The organism is Streptomyces dryopteridis (assembly GCF_049606955.1).
In the GTDB taxonomy this organism is placed as follows: Bacteria; Actinomycetota; Actinomycetes; order Streptomycetales; family Streptomycetaceae; genus Streptomyces.
Genome location: NZ_CP187113.1, coordinates 5,959,529 through 5,977,802, shown reverse-complemented (window position 1 = coordinate 5,977,802; position 18,274 = coordinate 5,959,529). Strand labels below are relative to the sequence as shown.

Here is an 18,274-nt window from a genome sequence, read left to right as displayed (position 1 = left end):
GGGATCCAGCACCCCCATGACCGTCACCGTTCCGCTCGTCCCCTCCCCCACGCACGGCCCCCTCCCCGACCCCGCCGACCTCCCCGGCGACGTGGGCACGCCGTACGAGCAGTACGTGTACGCCTACCCGCACCAGAAGGCGTACCGGCTCCTCGACGAGGGCCCGACGCTGACCGAGCTGTGGGCCGGGGAGCGCCTCGACGCCCTCTCCCTCTACGCGCACGTCCCGTTCTGCGAGATGCGCTGCGGGTTCTGCAACCTGTTCACCCGTACCGGGGCCCCGGAGGAGGTGACCGGGAACTTCCTGCGGACCCTGCGCCGGCAGGCCGAGGTGACCCGTGAGGCGCTGGAGGTGAACGCCGCCGCCCGGGGCGAGCGGATCCGCTTCCCGTTGGCCGCGTTCGGCGGGGGCACCCCCACGTACCTGACGGCCGCCGAGCTCTCCGAGCTGAGCGACATCTGCGAGCACGTGATGGGCGCCGACCTGAAGGCGGCGTCCTGGACGGTGGAGACCTCGCCCGAGACGGCCACCGAGGACCGGCTCGCCGTGCTCGCGGAGCGGGGCGCGACCCGGCTCAGCATCGGCGTGCAGAGCTTCGTGGACGCGGAGGCCCGCGCGGCGGTGCGCCCGCAGAAGCGGTCGGCGGTGGACGCGGCCCTGTCCCGGCTGAAGGCGGCCGGATTCCCGATCCTCAACATCGACCTGATCTACGGGATCGAGGGGCAGACCGAGCGCACCTTCCGGTACTCGCTGGACGCGGCGCTGTCGTGGGAGCCGGAGGAGATCTACCTGTACCCGCTGTACGTGCGCCCGTTGACCGGCCTGATGGGCCGGCACCGCACCACCCGTGAGGAGTGGGACGAGCAGCGGCTGCGGCTGTACCGCTACGGCCGCGACCGGCTGCTGTCGGCGGGGTACGAGCAGACCTCGATGCGGGTGTTCCGGCGGCCGGGGACGGCCGCCGTGGAGGACACCGACGGCAGTTCCATCAGCGAGTACAACCAGCAGGCCGGCATGGTGGGCCTCGGGGTCGGCGCGCGGTCCTTCACCACCGACCTGCACTACACCACGGACTACGCGGTGGCCGTGCCGGAGGTGCGACGGATCATCGACGACTACATCGCCACCCCCACCGAGCGGTTCCGGCGGGCCCGCTGGGCGTTCCGGATGGACGGGGGCGAGCGGCGCCGGATGTTCGTGCTCCAGCACCTGTTGGAGGTCGGGGGCATGTCCGTCGACGCCTACGAGCGTCGGTTCGGCACCCGCTTCGAGGAGGACTTCGCCGGGCCCTGGGAGCTGCTGCGGGACCGGCTGTGGGCCCGGGAACTGACCCCGGGCCGGCTGGGGCTCACGCCGGAGGGCATGGCCTGGGCGGACGCGGTGGGGCCGCTGTTCTTCTCGGAGCGGGTGCGCGGGGCGATGGCCGACTACCGGGACCGCTGAGCGGGCTCGCCGGGACCGGTCCCGTTCGGGGGCTGCGGGGTTCGAGGCCGCGGGGTCGGGGCCCGCGGGGGCGTGGCCGGTCGGTGCGGGGGCGCCGGCCGGCGCGGGTGCTCGCCCATGGGCAGGGAGACCACGATCAGCCCGCCGAGCAGCAGGGCGGCGCCGACGGCGGCGGGCGCGCCGGGGCGTTCGCCGAGCAGCAGCACCCCCAGGCCCGTGGCGACGAGGGGTTCGGTCAGGCTCAGGGTGCCGGCGGTGCCCGCGCTGATCCGGGTCACGCCCCGGGTGAAGAGGAGGTAGCCGAGCGCGGTGGTGCCCAGGCCCAGCCAGGCCACCAGCGCCAGCCCGCGCGCGCTGCCCAGGGGTCCCGGGTCGCCGACCGCGAACAGGTAGGGGGAGACGAGCAGGCCCGCGCCGAACACGCAGACCGGTGAGGCGGCGGCGAGTTCGGCCCCGCGCGCGCCGAGCAGTTTGACCACCGGGATGTACGCGCCGAAGGCGACGCCGGCCGCGACCGCGCAGCACAGGCCCACCGCGTCCACCCGGCCCCCGCTGCCCGGCAGCAGCATCAGGCCGATGCCCAGGACCGCGCAGGCGGTGCCCCAGGGCCAGCGCGGCCCGGTCCGCTCCCCCGTGAGGATCCGGGCGCACAGGCCGCCGGCGACGGGGACCGTGCCGAAGGTGACGGCGGTGGCGACGGCGGCGCCGCCGCGTTCCACGGCCTGAAGGAAGCACACCTGGAAGGCGGCGGTGGTCAGGATCCCGGCGGCCAACGGGCCGCGCACGGCCCGGGCCGTCAGGGTCCGCAGCCCCGCCGGGCGGGCGGTGACCAGGGCCAGGGCCAGACCGCCCAGCAGCATCCGACAGGCACCCAGGGCCACCGGGTCGATGTCCCGGCCGGCCAGCAGTTGGGCCGGGCCCACCGTCCCCCACAACACCGCCGCCGCCAGGACCGGCACCACTCCGCCCACCACGCACCCCTTCGTCTTCGTCGCCGCGTCGGTGACCGGAGGACGACCGCCCGCACGGTGACGCTAGCGGCGGGCCGGAGCCCGGCCCATGGGCCGATGCCCCAGGATTCGCCCGCCGCCGGCGGCGAACTGTGGGGGTTCCCACCAACCCGGGGCCCTGGCCGGCCCGGACGCCCGGCGCTCTGCCTAGGTCGTCTCTTTTGGATCTTGCCGGTTAAGCCCGCGTCGTCTGGTGCCGTGCATCGCAAGGCGGAGGGGCGCCCTCGTACTGGGGTACGTGGGTGTTCCCGACAACGCGGCGAGGTGCGGTGCCAGGCGGCGCGGGTCAGGCAAGATCCGGAAGAGACGGCCTAGCCCCCGTAGGTGCCCGCGGACTCCTGCGTGACCGCGGCGAGGTCCGCCGCGAGGCGGTGGCCGTCGGCCGGGGGCAGCGCGGCCGTGGTGATCCGTACGGCGGGCGGGGTGGCGGTGCGGAAGCGGGCACCCGCCGCGACCCACCAGCCGCGCGTGCGCAGCCCGTTGACCACCGCGGACTCGTCCCGCACGGGTACCCACACGTTGAGGCCGCTCGCGCCGTGCGCCGTGATCCCGTGCCCGTCGAGGGCGGTCAGGAGCGCGGTCCGGCGGGCGGCGTAGGCGGCGCGGGCCTCGGCCGTCAGGCGCGCGGTCTCGGGATCGGTCAGCAGGGCCAGCACGCTCTCCTGGATGATGTGGCTGATCCAGCCCGAGGTGAGCAGCAGCCTGCCGTCGTGCCGGGCGAGGGTGACGGGGTCGCAGGCGACGGCGGCCCAGCGCAGGTCGACGGCGAGGCTCTTGGAGACGGTGCGGACCTGCGCCCAGCGGGGCAGTCCCCCGGTGCACAGCGAGTGGAGCGGCACCCCGTCGGGATCCGCGATCTCGGCGTTGTGGTCGTCCTCCACGACGAGCACCTCGGGGTGGGCGGCGAGCACGGCGAGCAGTTCGGCCCGCCGCTTCGGTCCGAAGCGGGCGCCGCGCGGGCTCTGGCCGCGCGGACTGCACACCACGGCGCGGGCGCCGGTCCGCAGGGCGCGGGCGAGTTCGGCGGGCCGCAGTCCCTCGTCGTCCACCGTCACGGGCACCGCGCGCAGTCCGAGGGCGGGCACCAGGTCGAGCACGTGGTGGAAGCCCGGGTCCTCCACGGCCACGGCGTCCCCCGGCGCCAGTTCGCAGGACAGCAACCGGGACACGCAGTCCAGGGCGCCGTTGGCGAAGGTCACCCCGTCGGCGGGCACCCCGTCGCGGGCGAACCAGGCGCGGGCCCGGTCCTCCAGTTCGGGCACGCGGGGGTTGCCCCGGTGCGAGCCGCCGTGCGGGGGGATCTCGCGCGGTGGGCGGATCGTCGGCAGGAAGGCCGGGTCGGGGTGGCCGCCGGCCAGGTCCCGGACCCCTTCCGGCACGCGCGGGGGTCGGCGGGATCCGACGGCGGGCGCGGCGGCCACGACCGTGCCGCCCCGGCCCCGGGTGACCACGATGCCGCGCCGCCGCAACTCCTGGTAGGCGGCGGCGACCGTGCCGGCGCTCACCCCGAGCCGTTCGGCCAGCCTTCGCACCGGCGGCAGGGCGGATCCCGGCGCGAAGGCCCCCTCGGCCACGCCCCGTTCGATGGCCGCGCCGATCTCCCTGGCGTTCGCACCCGTGATTGCATATTGTGTCGCCACGTACCAGATTCTGTACCAACACAATGGCTTGGTCAAGTGTCAGGGGGGCACGGATGAAGAACGGCCACGAGAGAACCCGATCGCGGGTGCCGGGGGGTCGCGACGGGCGTCGCATGTTGGGGGCGGCCCTCGTCGACAAGATCGGCACGGGCATGTGGTCGAGCGCGGCGGCCCTGTACTTCGTGACGGTCGCCGACCTCGGGGTCGCCGAGGTCGGCCTCCTGCTGGGGCTCGCGGGCGCGGTCGGCATCGCCGGCTCCCCGATCGCGGGCCGGCTCGCGGACCGGCTGCCGCTGACCCGGCTGATCACGGGCCTGCAACTGGCCCGCGCCGGCTGCTCCCTGGCCCTGTTGACCACCGACGACTTCGCGCTGCTGCTGCTCTACGCGGCGGTGGCGAGCTTCGCGGAACGCTCGGTGAGCGTGCTGGGCAAGCTGTTCGCGGCGCGGGTCGCGGGCCCGGACCGGATCCGCTACCAGGCGTACACCCGCACCCTCGCGAACGTCGGCTTCGCGGCGGGCGGTCTGATCGCGGCGGGGGCCCTCGCCGTGGGCACCCTCGGCGCCTACCGGGCCCTGCTGCTGGGCGACGCGCTGTCCTTCGTGGTCATCGCCCTGATCACGGCGCGGTGCGCCGAACCCGCCGCGCCCGGCCGCGAGATCCGCGCCGGCGGCCCCGGGCGACCCGCCACCGGAACCGCCGCGCCCGCCGACTCCGCCGTGCCCGTGACCCCGCCGAGCCCGTGGCGCGATCGCACCTACCTCGGGTACACGGCCACCGACGCCGTGCTGGCCCTGCACGACTCGGTCTTCAGCGTCGGCCTGCCCCTGTGGATCGTCACCGCGACACAGGCGCCGCACGGCCTGTCCCCGCTGCTCCAGGTGCTCAACTGCGTGCTGGTCGTGCTCTGTCAGGTGCCGCTGGCCCGGTTCGCGCCGGACACCCGGGCCGCGCACCGGCTCCTGTTGCCGCTCGGCCTCTCGCTGCTCCTGGGCTGTGTCGCCCTCGGGCTCTCCGCCCGGGGAGGCCCGGTGTGGGCGACCGTCGCCCTGGTCCTGGCGGCCACCCTGCTCACCCTCGCCGAGATGCTCCAGTCGACCGTCGGCTGGGAGCTCTCCATCGCCTTGGCCCCGCCCACCGCCCAGGGCGCCTTCCTCGGGGTCCACGGGCTGTCCTCCTCGGCCCAGCGCAGCGCCGGCCCCCTGGTGACCACGGCGGTGGTCACGGCGGGCCCCCTGGCCTGGCCGGTCCTCGGCGTGCTGCTCGGTGTCACGGCCCTGGCCCAACACCGGCTCACCCGATCCCGGTCGGCCCCCGCCCCGACCGGTCCGCCCCGGGCCCCCGCCGCGTCGCACGAGGCCGCCCCGGCCCCCCGCTGAGCGCTCCCCGGCCGCCGGCGCGCACCCGGCGCAGGGTCACCCGGGCCGTGTGCGCCCGCCGGCGCCACTCGACGACGGGGATGCCGGGCCGCTTGGCGCCGCCCGCGATGAGGGCGTTGATCGGGGCCGTCGGGTCCGCGCCGGCGGCCCGGGCGCACAGCACGGCGACCGCGAGCGGCAGGACCGCGACGGCCAGCGCGGAGCCGGTGACGGTCAGTCGGCGGCGAACGAGGGGTCCCAGAGGGCGCCGTTCGCGGATCTCGGTGGTCGACATGCCGTCATTACAGTGGGCCGCGGGGGTGCCGGGCATGGGGTGAACTACTCAGGCGCGCGGACCCGGTACTCGGATCAGGAGAGGCGGCACGCATGGGTGACACGTTCCGGGGGCGAGGGTGAGCGGGTCCGGGCCGGCGGGTTTCGAGCCGGCCACGGGCACCGGCCCCCGCCCGGGGGCCGATCGGGCGGGGACGCGGACGGCGGAGGTGGCCGCGGCCCTGGCGGGACTGCGGGACATCCGCCGGGTGCTGGGGGTGTCGGGGCCCGCTCCGTGGGAGGTGGCCCGGCCGGTCCGGGCGGTGGCCCTGCTGTTGGAGGCGGCGGGGCTGCCGCCCGCCGACCCGGAGGCCGGCGCGCCCGGCTACCGGGTCCTGGCTCCCCCAGCGGCCGGGCCCTCGGGGCCGCGTCCCACGGCGGTGGCCGTGGTGGAGTGGTCGGGTCCGGGCCCGGACCCGGACCGGTGGGACGCCTGCGAGTCCGCGCTCACCTCGATGGGGTGGGTCTGCCTGCGCTACCGGGGTCCGGGCCGGCGCCGTCACCTGGAGGTCGAGGCCCCCGGGTGACGGGCGGGCTCGGGCCGGCGGCGATCAGTCCTCCCGGTGGCGCATCAGGCGGAGGGCGTTGGCGACCACCACGAGGGTGGAACCCTCGTGGACCAGGACGGCGGGGCCGATGCCCAGGCCGAGGATGGTCGCCGGGACCAGCACGGCCACGATGCCCAGGCTCAGCCACAGGTTCTGCCGGATGACGCGGCTCGCCCGGCGGCTCAGCGAGGTGACGAACGGCAGCTTGCGCAGGTCGTCGCTCATCAGGGCGATGTCGGCGGTCTCCAGGGCCACGGCCGAGCCGGCCGCGCCCATCGCGACGCCGACCGTGGCCCCGGCCATGGCGGGGGCGTCGTTGACCCCGTCGCCGACCATGGCCACTCCCCCGCCCCGGCCGGTGCCGGGGGCGCGCAGCCGGGTCACTTCGGCGACCTTGTCCTCGGGGAGCAGTCCGCCCCGCGCCTCGTCCGTGCCCACGGCCCGACCGATCGCCTCGGCGACGCGCCGGTCGTCGCCGGAGAGCAGCACGGTCCGTTCGACGCCCAGGTCCCGCAGTCGGGATATGGTCCCGGCCGCCTCCGGCCGGGGCGCGTCCATGAGTCCGAGGGTGCCCAGGACCCGGCCGGCGCGGGCCACGACCATCGTGGTGCGTCCGGCCTCGGCGAGGCGCTCGGCGGTCGCGCCCGTCTCCGCCGGCCACCGCTCGGCTCCGGTCTCCTCGCGGACGAATCCGACGCTGCCGATCAGGGCGGGCGCGCCGTCGATCCGGGCGGTGACCCCCCGGCCGATCACGGCCGTCAGGTCGCTCGCGACGGGGGTCGCGGCCGGACCGGCCTCGGCGGCGAGATCGCGGACCACGGCCTGGGCGAGCGGGTGGTCGCTGAGGCGCTGCACGGCGACGGCGGTCCGCACCAGCTCCGCGCGGGCGACTCCGGCGGCGGGCTCCACGTCGGTGACCCTGGGGCGGCCCTCGGTGAGGGTGCCGGTCTTGTCGAAGGCGATGGTGCGCAGCCGGCCGAACTCCTCCAGCGGGGCGCCGCCCTTGATGAGGACGCCGGCGCGGGCGGCCCGCCCGACGGCGCTGAGCACGGCGGCGGGGGTGGCGATGGCCAGGGCGCAGGGGCTCGCGGCCACGAGCACGGCCATGGCCCGGTAGAGGGTGTCGGCGAAGGGCTCGCCGGTCAGGGCCCCCCAACCGAGGAGGACGGCGACGAGGGCGAGGACCGCCGGGACGAACACGCGCTGGAAGCGGTCGGTGAAGCGCTGGGTGGGCGAGGTGCGTTCCCCGGCGTCGCGGACCATGCGCACGACGCGGGCCAGGGTGTTGTCCTCGGCGAGGCGGGTGACGACGACCTCCAGCGCCCCGGCGCCGTTGACGGTGCCCGCGTAGGCCCGGTGCTCGGCCGGGACGGTGTCGGGGTGGGCGAGGGCCGCCGCCGGGTCGGGCACGGGGGTCTTGTCGACGGGGACGCTCTCGCCGGTGACGGGCGACTGGTCCACGCTGCCGGCGCCGGCGCGGACGAAGCCGTCGGCGGGGATCCGGGTGTGCGGGCGCACCAGGACGGTGTCCCCGACCTCCAGCGCGGTGACGTCGACCTCGACGGGGGCGGTGTCACCGGGAGCCCCGGGAATGCGAGGCAGGCGCAGGGCCGTGCGGGGTGCGAGTTCGCCCAGGGCCTCGATGGAACGCCGGGCCCGGCCCATGGCGTAGCCCTCCAGGGCGTGGCCGAGGCTGAACAGGACGAGCAGGACGGCGCCCTCCTCCCAGCGGCCGATCACGGCGGCGCCGGCGGCGGCCACGAGCATCAGGAAGTCGACCTCGAAGCGCCGGCGGCGGACGGAGGCGAGGGCCTCGCGGAGGGTGAAGAAACCGCCGAAGACGTACGCGGAGACGAACAGGCCGAGCGAGAGGGCGCCGGATCGCCCGGTGAGGTCCAGGACGAGGCCGGCGAGGTAGGCGGTGAGGGCCAGGAGGGCGCTGACCAGCTCGGCGCGCTCGCCGAGGAATCCGTGCCGGTGGGCCTCCCGCGCCGGGGCGCCCCCGGGCGCGGGTCGCTCGGTAGGCGGGGTCGGGGGGCGGGGGGCCAGGGCGGTGGCGCCGGGGCGTTCGGGCGTGGGGCGGGGCTCCGCGAGAGCGGTGCAGGTGGAGCAGGTCGCGAGGGCGGTGTCCGCGCCGTGCGCGACGTGCGTGTTCTTCACAGTGTTCACGGTCTCGGTATCCATGGGTTCAAGATATCAAGACATTCAAATATGTCAATGTCCAGATCTCCCGTGCGCGACCCCGTCGCCGCCCCGACTAGGGTGATCCCCGTGAGCGATTCCCCCGGCGATCCGCGTCCCGAACCGAGCCCGCCCGCCCCCGCGCCGCTGCCGGAGGTGGTGCCGACGCTGCGCCCCGAGCACCTCACCGAGGCCGACGCCGAGGCCGTGGCCGAGGTGATGCAGGCGCTGGCCTCGGCCGCCCGGATCCGGATCCTCGCCGCCCTGCTGGTCGCGCCCCGCCCCGTCGGCGAACTCGCCGAGGACCTCGACCTGGGCCAGCCGACCGTCTCCAACCACCTGCGGCTGCTGCGGCACCTGGGCCTGGTCACCGGGCGCCGGGAGGGCCGCAACGTGGTCTACGCCCTCCACGACGAGCACGTCTCCGCCCTGCTGCGGCAGGTCCTGGCCCACGTACACCACGCCTGAGCCCCCCAACACGCACACGAGCGGCCGCCCGCGCACGACGAAGGGGGTGTGCGGGTCCCTGCGGACCCGCACACCCCCTCCCCTGTCGCCGGGCGGCCCCGGCCGCGCCCTACGGGGCGCCGAAGGTCAGCGTCAGGCTCGGCGTGCCCTCCGCCGCGCCCGCCTCACGGGCCCACAGCCACAGGGCGTCCCCGCCCGAGCCGGTCAGGGCCACGTTCCACGCCCCGCCGAGGGCCGACGCGACGGCCGTCCGGTCGAGGGCGGTGGTGTGCACGGCGCTGCCGTCCGGGATGCCCGCCCAGGAGCCGAGCGCGCTCGCGCCGGTGGTCGGACGGGTGGTGTACGTGGTCCCCGCCTCGGTCCAGGACCCGGTGACCGGGACCACCGAGACCGTGTCGGCGGTGCCCGCGCCCGCCATGGTGCTGGTCTTCACCGACAGGGTCGCCGACTTCAGGACCTTCCCGGCCGGCGCCGCCGGCAGGGCGAACCGCAGGTACGTCGCGTACAGCGGGTTCCCGCGCACCGCGAGGGAGGTGGAGCTGCCGTAGGCGGTGCCGGGCGCGCCCTGGTTGGCGTACGTGTCGGCGTCGGCGGTGACCGTGGTGACGGTGCCGGCCGGAGCTTGGGCGAGGGCGCGGTGGGCCTGCACCTGGGCGGCGCTCAGCACGGTCGGGTAGACGGCCGTCTCGTCGAGCTGTCCGGCGAAGAAGTCACTGGTGGGGCGCTCGGGCCAGCCGCTGAGGTTGTCCCCGCCGACCCGCCAGTACCCGGCGTAGTTCTCGTGCGAGGTGACGTCGAGGGTGCCGCGCAGGGCGCCGTCGACGTACAGCGAGATCCCGCCGGGGCCCTGGGTGGCGACCACGTGGTGCCAGGCGTTGTCGTTGAAGCGGTCGGCGCCCGCGGTGGTGACGGTGCGGACCCCGCCCACGTACACGCCGAAGGTCAGCCGACCGTCGTTGGTCATGTACAGGTGCTTGTCGTACTGGCCGCTCGCGCGGGACTGGTTGTTGCCGAAGCCGATGAGCTTGCCGCCGCGCGTGGTGTTCGTGCGGAACCAGGTCTCGACGCTGTACGTGGCGCCCACGTTCTGCCGGGTCTCGCCGTACACCCCGGCGGTGGTGCCGTTGAAGCCGATGGCGGTGCTCGCCCCGGTGACCGCGCCGGGGGTCTGGCGCAGCGCGGGCCCGTTCACGTGCACGCCGTTCTGCTGTCCGGTGACGGAGGAGTCGGCCACGAAGGGGGCGCTGGTGTCGTCCCAGCGCCAGTACAGCTGAGCGCCGTCGGTGCGCACCCGGTCCGGGTAGGCGTCCGGGCTCGCGGGGACGGTGACGGAGGCGGTCGCGGACAGGGCGCTGGTGTTGCCGGCGGCGTCGGAGGCCGTGACCCGGTAGGTGTAGGTCTGGCCGGCCACGGCCGTGGTGTCCGTCCAGGACGCCTGGGGGCGGCGGAAGAAGAGCGAGTCCGCGGTGACGGTGGCCACCGGGGCGGCCCCGCCGTTGCGGTACACGCGGTAGGTGAGGGCCGAGTCGTCGAGGTCGAGGCTGGTGCGCCAGCGGACCTGCACCTGGCCGGGCTTGTAGGCGGCGGCGCTGACGGTCGGCACGGTGGGGGCGCCCACGTCACCGGTGGAGGCGAAGCGGGTCAGGGACTGCTGGGCGGCGCCGTTGACGGTGGTGAACTCGCCGCCGACCCAGAGGTAGCGGACGGCGCCCTTGGTCGCGATGGTCATGACGCGCGGGCCGATGCCCTCGCCGATGCCGTCGTTGGTGTCCGGGGCCCAGCCGAGTTTGCCGACCGAGGTGGTGGGCTGGGCGAGGAGGTGGTGGCGCTGGCCGTCGGGGAACTCGCCGACGCTGGAGCAGTCGTGGGCGTGGGAGGCGCTGTACAGCACGTCCTGGTAGGGCAGGACGGCCTGGGTGGCGCCGAGGCAGGTGTCGCGCCAGCGCTGGTTCAGATCGGAGAGGTTCAGGGCGATGCGTCCGTCGAAGACTCCGCCGCCGGTGCCCTCGTTGGCGGTGTAGAAGCCGCCGGAGTCGGTGGCGATGTCCTTGACCACGGAGGTGTTCTGGATGAACCCCGGGTAGGTCTTGGTCAGGGCGCCGGTGGTGGAGTCCACGACGGCCAGGGCGTGGCTTGCGGCCCCGTTGACGGTGAAGAAGTCGCCGCCGAGGAGGACCTTGGAGCCGTCGGGGGTGAGCTCGACGGCGCGGCCTGGTTCGTCGGCGTTGGCGGTGAAGGGCTTGAGGGAGCCGTCGGCGGCGCCGACGGCGGCGAAGCGCTGTCGGGGCTGGCCGGCGACGGTCTGGAAGTCGCCGCCGACGTAGACGGTGTCGGCGGTGACGGCGAGGGCCCGGACGGTGGCCGGGAACGAGGGCCGGAAGCCGGTCTTCGGGGTGCAGGTGGCCACGTCGATGGCGGCGAGGCTGTTCACGCCGACCCCGTTGACGGCTCCGAAGTAGCCGCCCGCGTACAGGGTCTTCTTGTCGGGCGAGAGGGTCAGGGCCCGGACGGTGGCGGTGCCGGCGCCGATCGTGAAGGAGAGCTTGCAGGAGGTCGGGGCGCCGGTCGCGGCGTCGAGGGCGACGAAGTTGACGGCGGACTGCTCGGCGCCGCCGGCGCCGGCGGGCGGGCGGACGGCGGAGAAGGTGCCGCCGGCGAAGACGGTGCCGCCGGTCTCGGCGACGGCCCAGACCACGCCGTTGGGCTGCCAGGTGGGCAGGTTGTCGGCGGTGAAGGCGACGGGCGGGGTGATCGCCGCCGCCTCGGGCGCGGAGCCGAGGCCGAGGGCGAGACCGCCGGCGGTACCGGCGGCGATCACGGCGAGGGCGAGGCCGGAGCTCAGGGCCCGGCGGCCGGGCCGGGTCCGGCTCCGGCCCGGGGCGCCGCCGCCCGTGTCCCCCGTCGTGGGCCGCGGTGTCGGCGCCCCGGTCGTGTGTGGTGCTCTCGGTTGCCCGGACGGGCGTGAGTCACGCATGAACCCCCCAGTACGGTGCGTGCTGCGCGGATGCGGGTCGGACCGAACGTGGCCGAACGGTCTTCCGTGCGTCGTCTGTACGCGCGCACACATTAGGGGGTGTTCGGGCGGCCGGCAGCGGTCTTGACCCATCGGATGCCGAATCGGGGCGCGCGGGCCGTTCAGCGCGCCGGGTGCGCGCCCTCCCCCGGGTCGGCCGCGCGGCGGGCCCGGCGGTCCAGGAGCCGGGCGCGGTGTTCGGGGTCGAGGGCCAGGGTGATGCCGGTCCAGGCCATGGCGAGGCCGCCTTCGAGCACGGCGCGGTCGGCGCCGGGCGTGATCCCGTAGCGGGTGAAGTCGGGGTGGTGCATGATCGCGTCCCCGCAGTCGTAGCCGATCATGGGGTGGATGGTGGGCACCAGGTGGGAGACGTTGCCCATGTCGGTGGAGCCGCCGCGCAGGGTCGGGTCGCAGTCCTGGACGCGGCGGCCGAGGTCGCGGGCGGCGCCGAGGTAGGCGCGGGCCATGGCGTGGTCCTGGCGCAGGTCGGCGTAGTCGTTGCCGACGGTCTCCAGCAGCAGTTCGGCGCCGGTGGCCAGCGCGCCGGCCTCGAAGCAGGCGCGGATCCGGTCCTGGAGTTCGGTGAGGTCGGCGCGGCTCAGGGCGCGGCAGTCGTAGGTGGCGGCGGTGCGGGCGGGGATGACGTTGGGGGCGTCGCCGCCGGCGGTGACGACACCGGAGACGACGGCGCCGGGCAGCATCTGCTGGCGGTGGGCGGCGATGGCGACCTGGGCGATCATGAGGGCGTCGGCGGCGTTGACGCCCCGGTGCGGCATGGCCGCCGCGTGCGCCGGGACCCCGTCGTAGGTGACGTTCCAACTGCTGATGGCCAGCGAGCTCATGCCGACGGAGTCGCTCGGGGCGGCGTGCACCATCATGGCGGCGGCCACGTCGTCGAAGGCGCCGGCGCGGATCATGTCGACCTTGCCGCCGCCGAACTCCTCGGCGGGGGTGCCCAGGAGCTTGACGGTGATGCCGAGGTCCTCGGCCAGTGGTGCCAGGGCGAGGGCGGCGGCCACGGCGGCGGAGCCGTTGACGTTGTGGCCGCAGGCGTGGCCGATGCCGGGCAGGGCGTCGTACTCGGCGCAGATCGCCAGGACGAGTTCGCCGCTGCCGGCGGTGGCCTCGAAGGCGGTCTCCAGTCCGTGGGAGGCGCGGGTGACGGCGAAACCGGCGCGTTCGGCGAGGTCGGCGATGCGTCGGGCCGCGCGGTGCTCCTGGTAGGCGAGTTCGGGGTCGGCGTGCAGGGCGTGGCTGAGGGCGAGCAGTTCGTCCTCGCGGGCGGCCAGCACGGTGCGGGCGGCCCGGCGGGCCCGCTCTTCGGCGGCGGGCGTGCCGGGGGCCTCGGCGGGCGTCGGGTCGGGGTGCGGCGCGGTCACGGGCGGTCCTCTCGTGCGGTGGGGGCGGGGCCCCGGTGGAGCAGGGCGATGGCGGCGCCGGCGAGGGAGACGAACGCGCACAGCGCCCAGGCGGTGGTGTACGCGCCGAGTTCGGGGAGGGCCCGGCCGGCGGGGGTGCGGGCGGCGAAGACCGTGAGGACGGCGGCGGCGCCGATGGAGCCGCCGACGTTGATCAGCAGTTCGTTGATGCCGGAGCCGACGGCGGTGCGGTCCTTGGGGACGGCCTCGACGGCGAGGGTGCGGGTGGAGTGCTGGAGGAGCCCGGTGCCCAGGCCGGCGACGGCGGTGCCGGCGAGGAAGAGCACGGCCTCGGTGTGGAAGGCGAGGCACAGGAGGTAGCCGGCGGCCATGAGCAGGGAGCCGAGCACGAGGGTGAGCCGGTCGGTGACGGCGCGGGCGACGGCCGGGGCCAGCAGCGCGCCGAGGGCCAGGGCCAGCAGGTTGGGCAGCATGGCCAGGGCGATGGCCAGGGGGTCCAGGCCGAGGCCGTAGCCGGTCTCGGCGGGGGCGGTGCCGAGGAAGATCGGGTTGGCGATCTGCAGGCCGAGCATGCAGAAGGTGAAGGTGAGGGTGGTCAGGGAGACCACGACCACGTCGCGACGGGCGAACATGCGCACGTCGATCATCGGCTCGGGCACCCGCAGTTCGACGCCCACCCACACCGCGGTGACCAGCACCCCGCCGATCAGGCAGCCCAGGGTGCGCGGCGCGGTCCATTCCCAGCCGGGGGTGCCGCCGAGGCCGAGGCCGAGCATGACGGCGAGCAGGCCCACGCAGAGCAGCAGGCCGCCGGCCCAGTCCACCCGGCCGCCGGGCCGGTGCGCGGATTCGGGCAGCAGCGGCCAGGTGACGGCGAGCGCGAGGGCGCCGGCGGCGGCGGGGACCCAGAGGGCGGCGGTGGGGCTGTCGACGGTGCGGGCGATGAACCCGCTGGCGACGAGGCCGAGGGCGAGGCCGCCGACGAGCCCGGCGACCATGACGCTGATGCCGCGCCTGCTCTCGTCCTCGCCCGCGCCGGCGCGGTTGCGCAGGACGCCGACGAGGAGGGGGAAGAAGCCGGCGAAGGCGCCTTGGAGGATCTGGCCGGCGAGGAGGGTGCCGAAGGAGCGGCTGAGGCCGACCAGGATCGAGCCGAGCAGCACGATGAGCAGGTTCCAGCGCAGCACGCGCCGGTGTCCGTGCAGGTCGCCGAGGCGGGACAGGACCGGGGTGAAGGCCACGCTGGCGAGCAGGTTGGCGATGCTGATCCAGTTGAGGTCGGCGGCGGAGACCTTCAGGACGTCGGTCAGCCCGCGCAGCAGCGGGGAGAGGAAGCCCTGGGTGATGCCACTGGACAGCTCGACGAGGACCACCGAGGCGATGACCGCCCCGGCGGGGGTGGCGCGCGGCCCGGGGGCGCGGTCGCCGGGCCCGGCGGGGCGCGGGCCGGGCAGGGTACCCGTGTCCGTCATACGTACCACCTGTTCGGTGTGGGGCCCTGGTGGGGGGCCGTGGCGGGATGCGGCACGCGCGGCGGGCGGGCCGGGGCCTGCGGGGCCCCGGGGCGGGCCCGCGTGGGGGCGCGTGTCGGGCGGTCCGGCCGGCCGCGAGCGGGTGTCGCGGGGGCGGGAACCGGACCAAATCTGCGGCCGACGGCGGGATTCGGGCAAGAGGGGTCGGCACAGTCGGGCGAAGGCGGCGGGAGCGGGCCCGGGAGCGACGGATTCGGGCACGGGGGCGGGGCGTGGTGCCCGGGTCGGGCACGGGCCCCGGGCGGGGTAACGTCGAAATCGAGCCGGCCCCGGGTGGTGGTCGGTGCGGGTGAGGAGAGCGGGCGAGGCGCGGTGGACAGGGACGGGACGCTGAACGGGCCGGCGCCGGACGCCGTGGACCACGCCGTGCTGCGGGCCCTGCACCGTGATCCGCGGGCCTCGTTCGCGGAGGTCGCGGCGGCGGCGGGGGTGCACGAGCGGACGGTGGCCCGCCGGTTGGAGCGGCTCGTGGAGGGCGGCCGGGTGCGGTTCCTGGCGCAGCTCGTGCCCGAGTACCTGGGCGAGGGCCTGACGGTGGAGGTCGCGGTGCGGTGCGCGCCGGGCCGGGTGCACGAGACGGCGATGGCGTTGACCCGGCGGCCCGAGGTGCGGTCGGTGGAGGTGGCCACGGGGGCGCCGGAGGTGTTCGTCGAGGCGACGGTGGCCGACGAGGAGGGGCTGTTCGCGCTGGCGGACGGGGTGGTGGGGCGGCTGCCGGGGGTGGTGGACCTGCGCACGATGATCGTGCTGCGGCTGTTGCTCACGGCGAACGACTGGGCCCCCTACGACGAGCGGCCCACGCCGGTGCGGCGGGCGGTCGCGACCGGGGTGGGGCTGCCGGCGCCGATCTCCGTGGACGCGCTGGACCGGGAGCTGGTGGCGCTGCTCGCGCGGGACGCCCGCATGTCGACCTCGGTGCTGGCCCGCGAGCTGCGGGTGGGCGAGAGCACGGCGCGCCGGCGGCTGGCCCGGCTGCGGGCCTCGCACGTGCTGCACCTGCGGTTGTACGCGGATCCGGCCCTGTTGGGGCATCCGCTGGAGGCGCGGTTCCGGTTGACGGTGGCCCCGCGCGGGCTGGAGGCGACGATCCGCGCGCTGGCGGCGGAGCCGTCGGTGCGGCACCTGGTGGTGGTGACGGGCGAACGGGCGCTGCTGGGCTACTCCTCGCACCGGGACCCGGCCGGGTTCACGGAGTTCACCGGTGGGGTGCTGGCGGGCCTGGAGCACGTGGTCTCGGCCGACACCGCGTTGTTGCTGCGCACGTACAAGCGGGCCTGGGAGCCGGTGGGCCGGGCGGCGCCGGGCGGGGCCCGCGTGTCATGATTCCCCGCCCGTCCGCGCGGACGGGCCGAACAGGGGAGGCGCGGGGCATGCGGGGCGAGCGGGTGGAGTGGGTGGACGCCGAGGGACGGGTCCTGGGCACGGTGGACCGGGCCCGGGCGGCGCGGGAGCGACGGCCCGTGCGGATCGCCTCGGCGATCTGTCGCGACGCCGGGGGCCGGGTGCTGGTGGCCCGGCGGGCCGAGGGCGTGCGCCGGTATCCCGGGTCGTGGCAGCTCGCGCTCGGCGGGGCGGCGGGGGTCGGGGAGGCGGGGGCCGCGGCCGTGGTGCGTGAGCTCGCGGAGGAGTTGGGGGCGGCAGCCGTGCGCGGGGCGGCCCCCGTGCCCCTGGGCGCGGTGTTCGTGGCGCTCGATCCGTTCGGGCCGTTCCGGGCGGAGCTGTTCGAGGTGTCCCTGTCCGGTCCGGTGCGCGCGGATCCGGCCGAGGTCGCCGAGGTGCGGTGGTCGACCCCGGCCGAGGTCGCGGCGCGGGTGCCGGGCGAACCGGGGGCCTGGACGCCGGAGACCGGTGCGGTGCTCGCCCGGTGGCGCGCGGCGGGTCCCCGGTCGCGGCCCTAGTCGGCGGCGGCCGCGGTGAGTACCGAGGGCATGGCACCGGTGGGGGTGATCGAGACGAGCCGCAGGTCGGCGGCGGCGAAGAGGGTCTCGAACTCGGCGCGGGTGCGTTCGCGGCCGACGAGGGAGGCCATCATCAGCAGGTCCATGGTGTTGCCCAGGTGGTCGGTGTCGTCCTCGGGGAGGACGGCGTCGACCACGACGACCCGGCCGCCGGGCGCGAGGGCGCGCCGGCAGTTGCGCAGCAGGGTGAGGCTCTGCTCGTCGTCCCAGTCGTGCAGGATCCGTTTGAGGACGTAGGCGTCGGCGCCGGGCGGCACCGAGGCGAAGAAGTCCCCGTCGGCGGTGCTCCAACGGCCGGCGAGTTCGGGGACGGCGTCGAGCCGGTGCCCGGCGAGGACGTGGTCCCGGTCGTAGAGCACCCCGTAGAGCTCGGTGCGCTCGCGCAGGAGTTCCGCGAGGAGCCCGCCGTGCCCGCCGCCGACGTCCACGAGGGTGGCGCCGGGCGGGAGGGTCGGGAAGGCGCGGGCCACGAGCGGGTTCTCGGAGTCGGAGAGGGCGGCCATGCCCACGTGGAAGACGGCGGCGGTGGCCTCGTCCTTGGCGAACCAGTCGAAGAAGCTCGCGCCGAAGGTCTTCTCGAAGGCGTTGGTGCCCTCGGTGACGCAGTGGCCGAGGGTGCCGGTGGGGAGCCAGAAGGTGGGGTCGGTGACCATCGTGATCGCGGCGCGGACCGAGGCCGGGGCGTCGGAGCGCAGCGGGGCACCCGCCTCGGTGAGGGTGAAACGACCGGCGGCGTCCTGACTGAAGGCACCCTTCCCGGCGAGGAGGCGCAGCACGCGGTAGAGGGGGCCGGGGTGCACGCCGAGGGTGTCGGCGAGTTCGGCGGCGCTGCGGGGGCCGTCCACGAGGAGGTCGGCGACGCCGAGTCCGGCGACCGTGCGCAGGGCGGCCGGGTGGACGAAGGCCATGGCGTCGGCGAGGAGGTCCTGGGCGTGCCGCAGGTGGTCCGGGACGGCGGGGGCGTCGGCGGGGGCGGGTGGTGCGGGGACGGCGGAGGGATCGGGGCTCACGGTGTGCATCTCCCTGGACGGCGTCGATGGTTGCGCCGATCCTGCCGGGCCGGGCGGCGGGTGCGGCAGCCCCCGTTCGGTTGAGCGAGCGTTCCCGGCCGGCACGGGGCGGGCGCGCGGGGCGCGATGGGCGCTCCGGTCCCGGGTCCGGGCCGGGGGCGGGGGCCGGGCGGGCGGGCGCGGCCTCGGGTGCGCGGGGCCGTCGGCGGTCGTGGGGCTCGGGCCGGCGCGGGGCGGGGCCGGCCCCGGAACTGGGCCGGAAAGCGCCGACCCGCCGGCCCGGGGCCGCGACCGGCGGGTCGGGCTCGCCCGGCGCGGGCGCGGCGGGGGCGCGGTGCGCGGGGGTGGTCGGGATCATGCGGGGAGGCGTGGGCGGGCGGGAACCCGGCGCGTCCCCGGC

14 protein-coding genes are annotated in these 18,274 nt (G+C 76.2%); 6 read left to right on the top strand and 8 right to left on the bottom strand.

What is annotated here, in order from left to right:
* The first annotated feature begins 16 nt into the window (after positions 1–16).
* The gene (locus ACN20G_RS25920) at positions 17–1,444 is read left to right on the top strand and encodes an STM4012 family radical SAM protein (protein ID WP_424215225.1); all 1,428 of its coding nucleotides are present in this window, start codon (positions 17–19) and stop codon (positions 1,442–1,444) included.
* Here ACN20G_RS25920 and ACN20G_RS25915 read toward each other — a convergent pair.
* Positions 1,429–2,415: a DMT family transporter gene (locus tag ACN20G_RS25915; RefSeq protein ID WP_424215224.1), complete on the bottom strand. Its 987-nt coding sequence runs from the start codon at positions 2,413–2,415 to the stop codon at positions 1,429–1,431. The two genes, ACN20G_RS25920 and ACN20G_RS25915, sit on opposite strands and share 16 nt — an antisense overlap.
* Before the next feature lie 350 nt (positions 2,416–2,765).
* On the bottom strand, positions 2,766–4,094 hold the full coding sequence (locus ACN20G_RS25910; protein ID WP_424215223.1) for an aminotransferase class I/II-fold pyridoxal phosphate-dependent enzyme: 1,329 nt from the start codon (positions 4,092–4,094) through the stop codon (positions 2,766–2,768).
* Positions 4,095–4,207: 113 nt separating this feature from the next.
* Here ACN20G_RS25910 and ACN20G_RS25905 point away from each other — a divergent pair, with 113 nt between their 5' ends.
* Positions 4,208–5,473 (top strand): MFS transporter, encoded by a 1,266-nt coding sequence (locus ACN20G_RS25905; RefSeq protein WP_424215222.1) that lies wholly within the window; start codon positions 4,208–4,210, stop codon positions 5,471–5,473.
* On the opposite strand, the gene ACN20G_RS25900 is transcribed toward ACN20G_RS25905, so the two are convergent.
* Positions 5,388–5,747: a hypothetical protein gene (locus ACN20G_RS25900; RefSeq protein WP_424215221.1), complete on the bottom strand. Its 360-nt coding sequence runs from the start codon at positions 5,745–5,747 to the stop codon at positions 5,388–5,390. The genes ACN20G_RS25905 and ACN20G_RS25900 overlap by 86 nt on opposite strands.
* A 208-nt stretch (positions 5,748–5,955) precedes the next feature.
* Between ACN20G_RS25900 and ACN20G_RS25895 the strand changes: the two genes are divergently transcribed.
* The gene (locus ACN20G_RS25895) at positions 5,956–6,312 is read left to right on the top strand and encodes a hypothetical protein (RefSeq protein WP_424215220.1); all 357 of its coding nucleotides are present in this window, start codon (positions 5,956–5,958) and stop codon (positions 6,310–6,312) included.
* A gap of 24 nt (positions 6,313–6,336) precedes the next feature.
* Here the strand turns inward: ACN20G_RS25895 and ACN20G_RS25890 are convergent, their stop codons facing one another.
* Positions 6,337–8,517: a heavy metal translocating P-type ATPase gene (locus ACN20G_RS25890; protein ID WP_424215219.1), complete on the bottom strand. Its 2,181-nt coding sequence runs from the start codon at positions 8,515–8,517 to the stop codon at positions 6,337–6,339.
* 87 nt (positions 8,518–8,604) lie between these two features.
* Between ACN20G_RS25890 and ACN20G_RS25885 the strand changes: the two genes are divergently transcribed.
* The gene (locus ACN20G_RS25885; RefSeq protein ID WP_424215218.1) at positions 8,605–8,982 is read left to right on the top strand and encodes an ArsR/SmtB family transcription factor; all 378 of its coding nucleotides are present in this window, start codon (positions 8,605–8,607) and stop codon (positions 8,980–8,982) included.
* Between the two features lie 109 nt (positions 8,983–9,091).
* Here ACN20G_RS25885 and ACN20G_RS25880 read toward each other — a convergent pair whose 3' ends face one another.
* From ACN20G_RS25880 to ACN20G_RS25870, 3 genes are all read right to left on the bottom strand, one after another.
* On the bottom strand, positions 9,092–11,800 hold the full coding sequence (locus tag ACN20G_RS25880; protein ID WP_424215217.1) for a LamG-like jellyroll fold domain-containing protein: 2,709 nt from the start codon (positions 11,798–11,800) through the stop codon (positions 9,092–9,094).
* A 317-nt stretch (positions 11,801–12,117) separates the two neighbouring features.
* The gene (locus ACN20G_RS25875; protein ID WP_424215216.1) at positions 12,118–13,374 is read right to left on the bottom strand and encodes a M20 family metallopeptidase; all 1,257 of its coding nucleotides are present in this window, start codon (positions 13,372–13,374) and stop codon (positions 12,118–12,120) included.
* A complete protein-coding gene (locus tag ACN20G_RS25870) occupies positions 13,371–14,846 on the bottom strand; it encodes an MFS transporter (RefSeq protein WP_424215215.1) in 1,476 nt (491 codons plus the stop codon). Before ACN20G_RS25870 ends, ACN20G_RS25875 begins: the two co-directional genes overlap by 4 nt.
* Before the next feature lie 372 nt (positions 14,847–15,218).
* On the opposite strand from ACN20G_RS25870, the gene ACN20G_RS25865 reads away from it, so the two are divergent.
* Together ACN20G_RS25865 and ACN20G_RS25860 are read left to right on the top strand one after the other, a co-directional pair.
* On the top strand, positions 15,219–16,229 hold the full coding sequence (locus ACN20G_RS25865) for an Lrp/AsnC family transcriptional regulator (RefSeq protein WP_424215214.1): 1,011 nt from the start codon (positions 15,219–15,221) through the stop codon (positions 16,227–16,229).
* Between the two features lie 47 nt (positions 16,230–16,276).
* Positions 16,277–16,804, top strand: a complete 528-nt coding sequence (locus ACN20G_RS25860) for an NUDIX domain-containing protein (protein ID WP_424215213.1) — start codon at positions 16,277–16,279, stop codon at positions 16,802–16,804.
* Here ACN20G_RS25860 and ACN20G_RS25855 read toward each other — a convergent pair.
* A complete protein-coding gene (locus ACN20G_RS25855; protein WP_424215212.1) occupies positions 16,801–17,874 on the bottom strand; it encodes a methyltransferase in 1,074 nt (357 codons plus the stop codon). The genes ACN20G_RS25860 and ACN20G_RS25855 overlap by 4 nt on opposite strands.
* Positions 17,875–18,274: the final 400 nt, after the last annotated feature.